The 12,659-nt window shown below is 36.4% G+C and carries 12 protein-coding genes; 10 read left to right on the plus strand and 2 right to left on the minus strand.

The window, feature by feature from the left end; genetic code table 11:
- Positions 1 to 261 precede the first annotated feature (261 nt).
- Complete coding sequence (rplM, locus tag RFK25_RS10345) at positions 262 to 708, plus strand: 50S ribosomal protein L13 (RefSeq protein ID WP_002876943.1); 447 nt, start codon at positions 262 to 264, stop codon at positions 706 to 708.
- Between the two features lie 19 nt (positions 709 to 727).
- Entirely contained in the window at positions 728 to 1,120 is a 393-nt protein-coding gene (gene rpsI, locus RFK25_RS10350) for a 30S ribosomal protein S9 (RefSeq protein WP_002942223.1), read from the plus strand.
- A 140-nt stretch (positions 1,121 to 1,260) separates the two neighbouring features.
- Here rpsI and RFK25_RS10355 read toward each other — a convergent pair whose 3' ends face one another.
- Positions 1,261 to 2,415: a site-specific integrase gene (locus tag RFK25_RS10355; protein WP_332413332.1), complete on the minus strand. Its 1,155-nt coding sequence runs from the start codon at positions 2,413 to 2,415 to the stop codon at positions 1,261 to 1,263.
- 54 nt (positions 2,416 to 2,469) lie between these two features.
- Positions 2,470 to 2,988, minus strand: coding sequence for a helix-turn-helix domain-containing protein (locus tag RFK25_RS10360; RefSeq protein ID WP_317613555.1), 519 nt, complete (start codon positions 2,986 to 2,988; stop codon positions 2,470 to 2,472).
- Between the two features lie 152 nt (positions 2,989 to 3,140).
- On the opposite strand from RFK25_RS10360, the gene RFK25_RS10365 reads away from it, so the two are divergent.
- From RFK25_RS10365 to RFK25_RS10400, 8 genes are all read left to right on the plus strand, one after another.
- Positions 3,141 to 3,425 (plus strand): hypothetical protein, encoded by a 285-nt coding sequence (locus RFK25_RS10365; RefSeq protein WP_001287945.1) that lies wholly within the window; start codon positions 3,141 to 3,143, stop codon positions 3,423 to 3,425.
- A gap of 11 nt (positions 3,426 to 3,436) precedes the next feature.
- Positions 3,437 to 4,297, plus strand: a complete 861-nt coding sequence (locus RFK25_RS10370; protein WP_332413334.1) for a phage replisome organizer N-terminal domain-containing protein — start codon at positions 3,437 to 3,439, stop codon at positions 4,295 to 4,297.
- Between the two features lies 1 nt (position 4,298).
- A complete protein-coding gene (locus tag RFK25_RS10375) occupies positions 4,299 to 4,589 on the plus strand; it encodes a DUF5962 family protein (protein ID WP_000158581.1) in 291 nt (96 codons plus the stop codon).
- Entirely contained in the window at positions 4,582 to 4,947 is a 366-nt protein-coding gene (locus tag RFK25_RS10380; protein WP_018166603.1) for a plasmid mobilization protein, read from the plus strand. The genes RFK25_RS10375 and RFK25_RS10380 overlap by 8 nt, the downstream gene beginning before the upstream one ends.
- Positions 4,944 to 5,300 (plus strand): hypothetical protein, encoded by a 357-nt coding sequence (locus tag RFK25_RS10385; RefSeq protein WP_000797245.1) that lies wholly within the window; start codon positions 4,944 to 4,946, stop codon positions 5,298 to 5,300. The genes RFK25_RS10380 and RFK25_RS10385 overlap by 4 nt, the downstream gene beginning before the upstream one ends.
- A gap of 428 nt (positions 5,301 to 5,728) precedes the next feature.
- Positions 5,729 to 10,414 carry a DEAD/DEAH box helicase gene (locus RFK25_RS10390; RefSeq protein ID WP_332413335.1) on the plus strand — a complete coding sequence of 1,562 codons (4,686 nt, stop codon included), beginning with the start codon at positions 5,729 to 5,731 and terminating at the stop codon, positions 10,412 to 10,414.
- A gap of 3 nt (positions 10,415 to 10,417) precedes the next feature.
- Entirely contained in the window at positions 10,418 to 11,116 is a 699-nt protein-coding gene (locus RFK25_RS10395) for an SMODS-associated NUDIX domain-containing protein (protein ID WP_332413336.1), read from the plus strand.
- A 13-nt stretch (positions 11,117 to 11,129) separates the two neighbouring features.
- Positions 11,130 to 12,617, plus strand: a complete 1,488-nt coding sequence (locus RFK25_RS10400) for a nucleotidyltransferase (RefSeq protein WP_332413337.1) — start codon at positions 11,130 to 11,132, stop codon at positions 12,615 to 12,617.
- Positions 12,618 to 12,659: the final 42 nt, after the last annotated feature.

The raw sequence follows: 12,659 nt of genomic DNA on the forward strand, positions 1-12,659 counted from the left end.
CATGTTCATCTGCTTTCTATACTGAGTTGGGGAATTCTAGTATATCAGACGAACATGTCTTTTTTGTTGCACTTCATTTTACAACACGGGGTTGAAGAAAAAATAAAAAAAGTAAAGTAAAATAACTTGACGAGTACCAGTAGTTTTGATAGAATGGTAGACGGTATTGTTTACCCCATTTGAAAGGCCCCGGAACCTTCCAAATACCCGCGGACCGGAACATCCGCCCAGTAAACAAAAACGATTCGTATAGGAGAAATCATGAACAAAACAACATTTATGGCTAAACCAGGCCAAGTTGAACGTAAATGGTATGTAGTAGACGCTACTGATGTACCTCTTGGACGCCTTTCAGCAGTAGTTGCTAGCGTTCTTCGCGGTAAAAACAAACCAACTTTCACACCTCACACTGATACTGGTGACTTCGTTATCGTTATCAACGCTGAGAAAGTGAAATTGACTGGTAAAAAAGCAACTGATAAGATTTACTACACTCACTCAAACCACCCAGGCGGATTGAAATCAATCTCAGCTGGTGAATTGCGTTCTAAAAACGCTGTTCGTTTGATTGAAAAATCAGTTAAAGGTATGCTTCCACACAACACACTTGGTCGTGCACAAGGCATGAAATTGAAAGTGTTTGTAGGTGCTGAGCACACTCACGCTGCACAACAACCAGAAGTACTTGATATTTCAGGTCTTATCTAAGGGAAAGGACGTAATCTAAATGGCACAAGCACAATACACAGGTACTGGTCGTCGTAAAAACGCGGTTGCACGCGTACGTTTGGTCCCAGGTACTGGTAAAATCACAGTAAACAAAAAAGATGTAGAAGAGTACATCCCACACGCTGACCTTCGTTTGGTTATCAACCAACCATTCGCAGTAACCTCAACTCAAGGTTCATACGATGTTTTCGTTAACGTGAACGGTGGTGGTTACGGTGGTCAATCAGGTGCGATCCGTCACGGTATCGCGCGTGCATTGCTTCAAGTAGACCCAGACTTCCGCGATTCATTGAAACGCGCAGGCCTTCTTACACGTGACGCTCGTATGGTTGAACGTAAGAAACCAGGTCTTAAGAAAGCACGTAAAGCTTCACAATTCAGTAAACGTTAATTATCAGCGATATATCAACGTTTCAAGGCACTTTGCAAGTTACTTGCAAGGTGTCTTTTTTTGTGGAAAAGTGGGCTTGGTAATCTTTTTGGTAATCTCTTAAGACCTGGTTAAATTTTAGTGGAAAAAGAAAGCTAAGGTTATTTAGCTTTGTCGAGGTATTCTGCGAATTTTGTAATGGATTGTTTTTCACCAGCTTTTGTGGCATGGCTATAAGTGTCTAAAGTCATCTGGCTGCTTGCATGGCCTAAGCGTTTAGCAGTATTGACTGGGTCAATTCCCATTTCAATCATCAAGGTTGCGTGAGTGTGCCTAAACCCATGTGGGCTAATCTTTTTAAGATTATGCTTACGTATAATACGTTTTAGAATATTGTTGATATAGTCAGCGTGTAAGGGTTCTATCTCACCATCTCGGTTGCAGTATGTAAACATAAATTCTTTGTCGAGAGAAAGAGGCTGTACTGATAATTGCCACTTTTCTCTGCTAGTTTCCTGTTTCCATTTGTTGAGGATAGAACAGGTTTCATCATCAAGATATATAGAGCGTACAGAGAATGTATTTTTAGTTCCTTTTTCAATGGCATGACCATCTATTCTTCCTAAACTTTTGCTAACTGTTAATAGTTGATTTTCAGAATCAAAATCTTCCCATTTAAGGGCGTAGAGCTCTCCTTTTCGTAACCCGCTGTATGCTAGTAATCGAAATAGTGCATAATGTTTATAAGGTTCATTTTCTAAAATGATTGTCAAAAAATGATGCAACTCGTTAACTGTCCAATAGTTCTCACTGACAGTTTTTTTGAGTTTAGGCATAATAACCTTGCTCATGGGATTTCGTTCAATATAATTCATATTAATGGCAAATTCAAATATTTTAGAAGTATAAGATTTGATTTGCTTCATGTTTTTGAATGTCTTGGCTTTGTCAGTGATGAAGGTTTGACAGTCTAAAGGACTGATTATTGAAATTTTCTTTTCTCCAAAAACAGGAAGAATATGTAGGCGATAGAGGTCGGCAGTTTTGACTGCAGTAGTTGCTTCAACAGTATCTTTATAAGCTTCATACCACCTTTGATAAAGCTCTTGGTAAGTGTAGGTTGTTTGAGCAGTAATATGGACAAAAGTTCCACTATTCAACTGATGATTAACAGCAGTTTCATGAGCTTTGGCAGCTTTACGCGTCTTGAACCCTCGTTTAGTATAATATTTTTTCTTACCGTAGTCGTTTAGACCAAGGTAAACTTTAACAAAATAGGTGATTCCTTTTGTAGATTGGTACTTGTGTACAGACATAACAGTTCTCCGTTTCTAAGTTTTCGGAGCTTATGTAATTGAGAAACTGTTCGTTTATTTTTTATGTCGATCTTCTTGTCTAATTCGGTATTCTTCGGTCTGAATCCAGGTTTGCCAAATTTCTGATTCTCGTTTTAAACTATTCATGTGTTTAGTGAAGGTTTTCATGAATTCTTCTTCATTATTAACCAAATAGCGAGCTAAAATGCGCCTAAAATCGTCTGAAAAGCCGTCATTTAAGGGCATAGACAGATGGATTTCTCCTAGTTCAATTCCTTTCTTCAGCTTTTCCATATCGCTTTTAAAAGGTGTTACAGAAGTAATTTCAGATGTCTTGAAACTATCAGTGACGATTTTTAAATTTGACGGAGCGTACTTTTCTTCGTCAATTCCAAGGATGTATGCCACTGAAACACCAAAATAATCCGCTAACTTTTGAGCATTCTCTTTTTTAGGTTTTCGTATTCCTTGGTTATAGCTAGATAGTGTTGGGTAGGATATATCTAGCGCTTCACTGATACTTTTTATTTTTTTGCCACTTTCTTCTATAAGTTTAGCTATATTATTAGTCATAGATTCCTCCTAATTGATATTCTACCACATTTAATACAAAAAGTATAATACCACTTGACAAGAATACAAAAAGTATTTATAATTTAAAATGTATAATAAAATATACAAATTTCGGAGTTTATTTAATTGAGAAATGGAAACGAGGTAATAATATGTCTGAAGAAGCGACTTTAGTTGTTCAACTTCCCAAAGTTTTGGAAAAACAGTTAAGGGCACATTATGATGAAATGGTCTCTACAGCTATTGAAAGAGCGCTAGAAGATAAAGAACTATACAAACCTATGGTTCGGATGGCCGCTCTTTCTAGGTGGCTTGATGTATCAACGACAACCCTTCAAAAATGGACACGAGAAGGAATGCCTACAATGGTCATTGATGGGGTGACTCTGTACGATAAACGAGCTGTCACTAGATGGCTAAAGCAATATGAAAGATAGGAGGTACACGTATGAGTGAAGTACAATGGATTAAGATTACTACAGATATCTTTGATGATGAAAAAATACAGTTGATTGAGTCAATGCCCGAAGGAGATACTTTAATTGTCATCTGGTTTAAACTACTCGTTTTAGCAGGTAAACAGAATTACAGTGGAGTCTTAGCTCTAGGAGATAAGGTCTTTTATACAGAAGAGATGTTAACTACAGTCTTTAGGAGAAAGTCAACGACTGTGAAGCTGGCTCTGAAAACATTTGAACAATTTGGAATGATTGCTTTTGTGGATGGAGCAGTCACAATTCCTAAATGGGAGAAACATCAGAATATTGATGGTCTAGAAAAAATTCGTAAACAAACAAGAGAAAGAGTGGCTCGTCATCGTCAAAAGCAAAAAGCTCTAGTAAGTGGGCAAGATAGTTTATCAATAGAATGTAACGTTACAGAAACGTTACCTGTAACGGAAAGTAACAGTCAAGTAACGCAACAGATTAAGAACAAGAATCAGAAAGAGAATAAGAATATACTAGATAATAGTTCTAGAGAGACAGAAGATCAGTCAACAACTTATCTCAAACCAGAGTATTATTCCCTTTTGCAAGTGATTGCGGATAGATATAACGATCGTTTTATTTACCCCTATAATTACACCCTAACGCATAAGCAAAAAATGGCGATTGGACAGTTTTTAAGCGAAGGCTATATGACTTCTGATGAAGTCTTGGGAATGATAGGTCGTATTCCTAATGATGTAGAGTCACCATTAGCCTATTTAATGAGCTCTATGGAGCGCCTAAAAGATGAGCGATTATTGGAAGCTAAGGTAATTGCTCATGAAAATGCTAGAAAGTTTTACCAAAAGGGAGGAGAGTAGAATGACAATTTATTATCAATTGGAGAATATGCTAGTCGCTGGTTTTAAATCAGAAGAAGAGTTACAACGGTATCAAGGGTTAAAAGCAGAGTATGAGGAAGAAACCCTGGATTATAGTTTCTCAATTAGAGAAATTGTCAATCAATTAGAAATTATTATCCAGAGTAGAGAAAATGACTTCCCAAATTTAGAAGAAGGGCTGTTGCAAGATTATCAGGAACTTGTAGAATATTTGAGGGAATACGATGTGTCTCAGGCGGAAAAATACACAAGGAGAATTTATTGTGGTTGAGCGTTATCGAACAGTTCTGAAAAAATTCTATATCACAAAATCGCAGAATCAAACGCTAAACTACCTTATCAGTTATACAGGTTTAAGGAATTTTTCTAACTATGCTAGGAAAATGTTATTTAAGAAATTCCCTATTGTTGTGGTATTTGATGAAACTTCATTTGAAGACTTGATATTTTCTTTGAGGCGAATTAAAAATAATATCAATCAGTTAGCAAGGATAGCAGAGCAATCTCAGGATCTTCAAGCATTACGAGCTATGACTTACAGTGTTCAAATGATTGAAAAATATGAAAAATCGTTCCTTAAATACCATAAAACGAAAAAGGCGAGGTTACTATCAAAAGTGGATGAATGAAAAATAGAATTAAAAATATCGTGAAGCAAGTCTTTTTGACTGAGGATGAGAATAAAAGATTGTTAGCATTAATGGCTAATGAAAAAGAGTCAAACTTTTCCGCTTTTGCCAGAAAGAAATTATTTAACCAAGAGATTGAATCATGGACGATTAATTTTCCAGAGTATGAGCAACTGACAGAGCGATTCATTCAGATTGGCAGATCAATTAATAGGATTGCCAAGTTGTCAACTCAGGTTGGAAATATTTCACAACAGAATTTTATAGAACTTGGTCAGTTGATAACTCAATTATTGGATGAATTAGAAAAGGGACTCTCAGTTAACCTGAAAAAGAAGTCTACTAAACATTAAATAAGTAAATGAAACCGCAGGAATTTATCTGCGGTTTTCTTATGTCCTTCTAAAAAATGATTGTCTGACAATGTCAGCCACCGTGTCTGGCACGGGGGATTTAGAATTGATACAAAAACGTAATTTTAGGTCTTTGCGAGCTCAGACAGTGTATACACACTATCGCAAAAACTAAACATCAGGAAAGGTCTAACAGATAATTTTCCTGATGTTTAGTTATATATCTGGGGAGAGTCCCCAGCCCCCTTGAGAAAATTGAATAGGTAAAGATTTAAAATAAAGAACGTGATATAATGGGAATGAAAATTAGAGCTAAGGGTACCCTTAGTGTATTACTATGTAATACACTAAGGGTACCCTTAGTGTATTACTATGTAATACACTAATCCTACTAGTCCCTTACTCTTTAGAGGGGAAAGGGAAACAAGATGACTTTTGATACACTAGTTAGACAGATTAATGAATCAGCAGATACACAGCGAGATAGGGGAACTTATTTTGAATATCTAGTACGTGCGTATTTACAGCATGAGCCAACTTATAAAAATGAATTCAGAAATGTGTGGATGTTATCAGATGTTCCTGCTGAATACGGTATCCCTAAAACTGATCTTGGTGTAGATTTGGTTGCTGAGACTATTACTGGTAGCCTTGTTGCTATTCAAGCAAAATTTTATACTCAAGGAATCCAGAAATCTGATATTGATTCCTTCTTAGGGGAACTTGGAAAAAATTATTATGAATCAGGTATTATTGTTGCCTCAACTGATAAATGGGGGAGAAATGCTGAGCAAGCACTTGCAGATAGACATGATGTTGTGAGAATTGGCCTATCTGACCTTAGAAATTCCCAGATTGATTGGACACAGTTTTCATTTGAACGCCCTGAACAAGTCAGTGTAAAAGCCAAGAAATCCCCTCGCTATTATCAGCGAGAGGTTATTAAGGCTGCACTTGAATATTTTAAAAATCATGACCGTGGTCAACTCATCATGGCACCTGGTACGGGGAAGACATTCACTAGCTTAAAAATCGCAGAAGCTATGGCTAGTGAAGCTAAGAAAGACCAGTATGTTGTCCTTTATCTCGTGCCAAGTATTCAGTTGCTAACCCAGACTCTTCGAGGATGGAATAATGATACGGATATGACAATGTCTTCTATGGCTGTTACTAGTGATCGAAATGCAAGTCGTGGAAGTGTTAAGAATGATGAATCTAATATTCAGATTAAGGCAAGTGATATTGGTTTTCCTGCCACAACTTCTTCCAAAAAAGTCGTGGAGAACTATGAGGAGTTGATGAAACAACCTAAAAAAGAACTTCTTGTTGTTTTTGGAACTTATCAATCCATTGATGTTCTAGGGAAAGCTCAGAAGAATGGTTTCCCAGATTTTGATTTGATTATTGCAGATGAGGCTCATCGAACAACTGGTGCAAAATCTTTTGGTGAAGAGGCATCTGTATTTACCAAAGTTCATAGCGATGTAAATGTTAAAGGCATGAAACGTCTTTATCAAACGGCAACACCGAAACTTTATGGTGCGGATGCTAAGAAAAAAGCAGAGGATAATTCGATTGTCATCTCAAGTATGGACGATGAGAGTCTCTACGGTGAGGTGTTCTATCGCTTGGGCTTTGGTGATGCCATTAGTCATGATATTCTGACTGATTACAAACTCATGGTTTTGGCAGTTGATGAAACTGTTGTTCAAAAAGATATGCAGAAATCTCTGTCAGACCCTGAAAATGGACTGAATATTGATGATGTCGGTCGTATCATCGGTGTTTGGAATGCGATGGTAAAACGTGAGAGTTTTACAGATAAGGTATCTGGTGAGCCGATGAAACGGGCCATTGCATTTTCAAGAACGATTGCAGATAGCAAACGTCTTTCAGCCCAATTTGAAAATGTCGTTAATGATTACCTTAACTCAGAGGATGGCTATTCTGTTAATGTTCGACATGTGGATGGTAACATGAATGCCTTAGAGAAGAATGAGGCATTGGATTGGTTAGCAAGTGATGATATTCCAGAGGATTCTGCTCGAATCCTGTCCAATGTCCGCTTCTTGACCGAAGGGATTGATGTACCGAACTTGGATGCCATCATCTTCCTCTCTCCACGTAAGTCACAAGTTGATATCGTCCAAGCTGTCGGTCGAATTATCCGTAAGTTTGAAGGAAAAGACTATGGTTATATCATCCTTCCTATTGTCATTCCTGCTGGTGAAACTCCTGAAACAATTTTAGATAATAACAAGCCTTATGATGTCGTTTGGCAGGTTTTGAATGCACTGCGTTCAGTTGATGAACGATTTGAAGCGACAATCAATAAACTAGAGTTGAATAAAAAGAAACCAAAGAATATCCAAATTATTGGTGTTGGTGGTGCTCCAGATGATCCTTCCATCAATACTGGAGATGGTACCTATATCAATGAACCGCAGGCACCTTATCAAACCGAGCTTGAACTTGAATGGGAAGCCGTCGAAGGTGCAATTTACGGAAAGATTGTTCAAAAGGTTGGGGACCGCCGTTATCTAGAAGACTGGTCTAAGGATGTCGCTGATATTGCCCGCCGGCATATTCAAGGTATCAACATAGTATTGGAATCAAATCCTGAGAGCAAAAAAGCTTTTGAGAGATTTTTGCATAGTTTGCAACATAATATCAATGAATCGATTGACCAAAAACAAGCTATTGAGATGTTGGCTCAGCACTTGATTACTTTACCAATCTTTGATGCCCTTTTTGGCGAGTACGGTTTTATAAAAAATAATCCTATCAGCTCTGCTATGGAACAAATCGTGGCAGAACTGTCTCAATATGGGTTTGAGAAGGAGCAAAAAGAACTTGAACCCTTCTATAACTCTGTTCGCCTGCGTGCGGAAGGGATTGATAATGCCCAAGCCAAGCAGAAAATCATCATCACACTCTATGATAAATTCTTCACCACTGGTTTCAAGTCTACGACAGAGCGCCTTGGTATCGTCTTTACTCCTGTTGAAGTTGTAGATTTTATCGTTAAGTCAGTGGATGTTGTATTGAGGAAACATTTTGGCAAGACTATTGCCAGTAAAAATGTCCATATTCTTGATCCATTTACTGGAACAGGTACCTTTATCACTCGTACTCTTCACTACCTTAAATCACTTATGGATAAGGGAGAAATGAGTTATGCTGACCTGGTGAGAAAATATACGCAAGAACTCCATGCCAATGAAATCGTCCTGCTCAGTTACTATATCGCTGCTATCAATATCGAAGCGGTCTTTGACGACATAAATGGCGAGGAAGATTACCTTCCATTTGAAGGAATTGTTTTGACGGATACCTTTGAATCAACAGAGTCAGAAGATACGCTGGATGACTCTTTCTTTGGCACCAATGACAAACGTCTCAAACGACAGCAGGAAAAACCAATTACAGCTATTATTGGTAATCCGCCTTATTCTATCGGTCAAGGTAGTCAAAATGATAATAACCAAAATATTTCTTATTCTAAATTAGATAAACGCTTGTCGGATACTTATGTGGCAAAATCTAATGCAGGCTTAACTAAAGGGCTTTACGATTCTTATGTTAAAGCTTTCCGTTGGGCGTCTGACCGTCTCAAGGAGAACGGTGTCATTGGCTTTGTGACTAATGGTGGCTATTTGAATTCAAATTCTACAGATGGACTTCGTGCTGGATTATTTGAAGAGTTCAATCATATTTATATTTTCAATATGAGAGGAAATGCACTTGGGCTGGGAGAAATACGTAAAAAAGAAGGTGGGAATGTCTTTGGTGCAGGAACTAGAACATCTGTTGCTGTTTCCATCCTTGTCAAAGATGGTTCCGATAGTCATGAGATCCATTATCATGATATTGGTGATTACCTATCACAAAAGGACAAGCTCAATATTATTTCTGATTTTGGTGACATTTCGGCAATTGATTGGCAAGAAATCACACCTGATGATAACAATGATTGGCTTAACCAGCGTGACCCTAATTATCAGAAGTATGTTCAGATATCTGGTGAGAGTTTAAGTCCTTTTAAGTTAAATATTTTAGGCATTGGAACTAATAGGGATAGTTGGATTGTTGGCTTTTCTAACTCTCAAACTAAATTAAACACAAAAAAATTAATTAACAATTATAATAAAGAACTTGAACGACTTATTGACGTGCGAGGCTCTGATAAAATTGCAAATCTAAATAGAAATGAAGAGTTTATCAAATGGACATTTAGGCTTGAAGAAGCAATAAAACAAAATAAAGCAATTACCTATAGTGATACAAAAATGGTTCAATATTTGTATCGACCATTTACAAAAAAATGGTTGTATTATAGTGATTCTCTTGTTGAGCGTGTAAGGCTTTATTACAAAAAGTTTGGAGTTCATAATAAATTAATCTCAACCTCTGGAAAAGCATCTTCAAAAGAGTTTTCAGTGTTAGTTACAGATATACTACCAGATGTTCAACTTTTAATGAATTCACAAGGTTTCATGCGTTACGACAATGAAGTAGATGAGACCTCACTCTTCCAATCGCATGACAATATGAACAAAGCTTTTGCTGATAAACTTGGATTAAGTTTAGATGACACCTTTGCTTATGTTTATGGTCTACTTAATTCTCGTGAGTACCAGGAAAAGTATGCCAATGACTTGAAGAAAGACTTGGCACGGATTCCGATTGTGAAGCAAAAAGACAAGTATGTTGAAATTGGAAAAGCCTTGATGGACTTGCACCTCAACTATGAGGAAGTTCCTGTCTATGACGATGTGGATATTCAGTTATCCGCTCAGCCATCTTACAAGGTAACTAAGATGAAATTCAACAAAAAAGGTGACCGCTCTGCTATTGTCTATAATAATGATATTACTATCAAAAATATCCCCGAGAAAGCTTATGAGTATATGGTTAATGGTCGTTCAGCAATAGAATGGATCATGGACCAGTACCAGATCAAAACCGATAAGAAATCAGGTATTACAGATGATCCGAACGACTATAGCACTGATGAAAAGTATATTTTTAATCTCTTACTTAGAATCATCAATGTATCTGTGCAAACTGTCGATTTAGTTAATAGTCTACCTAAGTTTGAAGTGGAGGAGTAGGATTTGGAGATAATACAGGATATATTTGTTAATCTAATTGTTGCTATTATTAGTTTTCTTGCCTCAACAATATTTCATAATAGACGTAGAGTAAAAATATGGTGTCAGTCTCTTTTACGCTGGAATAAAAATATAAGATTGAGTTGTGCTTACCTATTTCAAATTAAGCATAACGATCGATATTTGTTGATAAGAGGAAGACGAATAGACCAATATCAACCTGTAGGAGGCGTCTATAAATATCACGATTCTTTCAAAAGACTAAAAGAAGAATTAGATTTGAAAGATGAATCTGAAACTCGATTCTACGAAGGTGGAGATTTAAGGCTGATAACAAAAGGTAAGCACCTTGTAAAGTTTCTTGATTGGTTTGATTCGAGGAAAAATAGGGAAGTTACTGTAATTAGAGAGCTTATTGAAGAATTAGAACCTGCTGGAATTTCTATAGAGCGCTTAGTGAAAGAGACACAAGTTGAATACCTAAAAACTATTAAGGAACCAATTGTGTTTTCAACTCACTTTCAAATGGATGAATTAAAAATATTTGAAATCTTTGAAGCAGAAATACCTGCAGATATACTGGGTAAGGTGTTGGAAAGTGAAGACTATTGTATTATAGAGGCTGAGGATATAGAAAGAAATTGCTTTACTAAAGACGGGCTCTCTAAAAGGATTTCTGCAACCTCAAAATATATAATTTAGAAAGGAAGAGTATTTGAAAGATATTATTATCAACAACGAGATTCAAGCTCTAATTCAAGAATTAGATGTTCCTGACTCCAAGTATGAGCAAGCAACTAAGAGATATAATTCTATCGCTAACTATATCAAAAATTCGGAACTTAATTCAAATAGACCAGATATATATTTGCAAGGATCGTTTAAGCTAGGAACAGCAGTTAGACCTCTGACAGATGATGGTAGTTATGATATAGATATAGTTTGCAATTTCACAGCATTAAGAAGAGAAAATCAATCACAATTTTCTTTAAAATATGACTTGGGTGAAGTTGTAAAGAGTTATGCTAAAGCTCAGTCCATGTCTAATGATCCGGAGGAAAGCAAACGCTGTTGGACATTAAAATATGTTGATGAAAACAATTTTCATATAGACATATTACCGTCAGTTCCTCTAAACGAAAAGGATGATGGATTTATAGCAATTACGGATAAAACTCATGATGCTTATTTTGAAACAACTTCTAATTGGGAGACAAGCAATCCAAAAGGATATGCCACGTGGTTTCGAGATATTTCAAGGTTCTCTATTTATCAAACAGAAGTTGCTAAAAGATTTTATGCATCTATTGAAAAGGTTCCTGAATATAAAGTAAGAACTCCTTTGCAAAGGATTGTCCAACTCCTGAAAAGGCATGCAGAGGTTTGTTTTGAGGAAGATTTTGAACATAAACCAAGCTCTATTATCATTACAACATTAGCAGCAAAGCAATATCAGTCTGCTAATACATACCATAGTGATTTTATGGATATTATTAACTATATTATAGAACACTTAGAGGATAGTATTGAATTTAGAGACGGAAAACCTTGTGTATATAACCCTGTAAACAAAGCAGAAGTCCTATCTAATAAATGGGATAAAGATAGTAGTTACTTTGAAGCATTTGAAAAGTGGTTGGAACAACTTAAACTAGATTTCAATGTTGGAAATAATAATTTATCTTATTTAGACAAAATTAACTGTATAAGGCAAAGCTTATTTAAGAAAATTGGGGATCAATTCCCAGTTGTTAATGTCAACTCCATCAGTCACCATCAAAATTCAAAATGGAGAGAACTGTTAATAAAAGATGTATCAATAAAGACAAGTTATCTGCATAAAGGATTCAGGTGGAAGGATATTAAAAGCGGAACAATATTGAATAAGCACGGTAGTCTTAAATTTGAAGTACAAGCTAGTGGTTTACAAGATTATGACATTTGGTGGCAGGTAACAAATACTGGTAGAGAAGCTGAATTGGCAAATTCCTTACGAGGTGATTTTTACGGTTCGGAGTTAGTCGAGGGTAGAAGAGTTAGAAAAGAAAGTACACTTTACACTGGAAGACATTATGTTGAAGCATATTTAGTCAAGAATGGAGTCTGTTATGGAAAAAGTAATCCATTTGAGATTATTATAACCGATAAATTTTCAATCCCGTGTTGTAAAATGAAGTGCAACAAAAAAGACATGTTCGTCTGATATACTAGAATTCCCCAACTCAGTATAGAAAGCAGATGAACA

The organism is Streptococcus sp. SS-4456, assembly GCF_036680365.1.
Lineage (GTDB): Bacteria > Bacillota > Bacilli > Lactobacillales > Streptococcaceae > Streptococcus.

Coding starts and splice junctions, on each gene's coding strand:
- RFK25_RS10370 (WP_332413334.1), top strand. CDS start 3,437: ATGAGTGAAGTACAATGGATTAAGATTACTACAGATATCTTTGATGAT.
- RFK25_RS10385 (WP_000797245.1), top strand. CDS start 4,944: ATGAAAAATAGAATTAAAAATATCGTGAAGCAAGTCTTTTTGACTGAG.
- rpsI (WP_002942223.1), top strand. CDS start 728: ATGGCACAAGCACAATACACAGGTACTGGTCGTCGTAAAAACGCGGTT.
- RFK25_RS10375 (WP_000158581.1), top strand. CDS start 4,299: ATGACAATTTATTATCAATTGGAGAATATGCTAGTCGCTGGTTTTAAA.
- RFK25_RS10360 (WP_317613555.1), bottom strand. CDS start 2,988: ATGACTAATAATATAGCTAAACTTATAGAAGAAAGTGGCAAAAAAATA.
- RFK25_RS10355 (WP_332413332.1), bottom strand. CDS start 2,415: ATGTCTGTACACAAGTACCAATCTACAAAAGGAATCACCTATTTTGTT.
- RFK25_RS10365 (WP_001287945.1), top strand. CDS start 3,141: ATGTCTGAAGAAGCGACTTTAGTTGTTCAACTTCCCAAAGTTTTGGAA.
- RFK25_RS10390 (WP_332413335.1), top strand. CDS start 5,729: ATGACTTTTGATACACTAGTTAGACAGATTAATGAATCAGCAGATACA.
- rplM (WP_002876943.1), top strand. CDS start 262: ATGAACAAAACAACATTTATGGCTAAACCAGGCCAAGTTGAACGTAAA.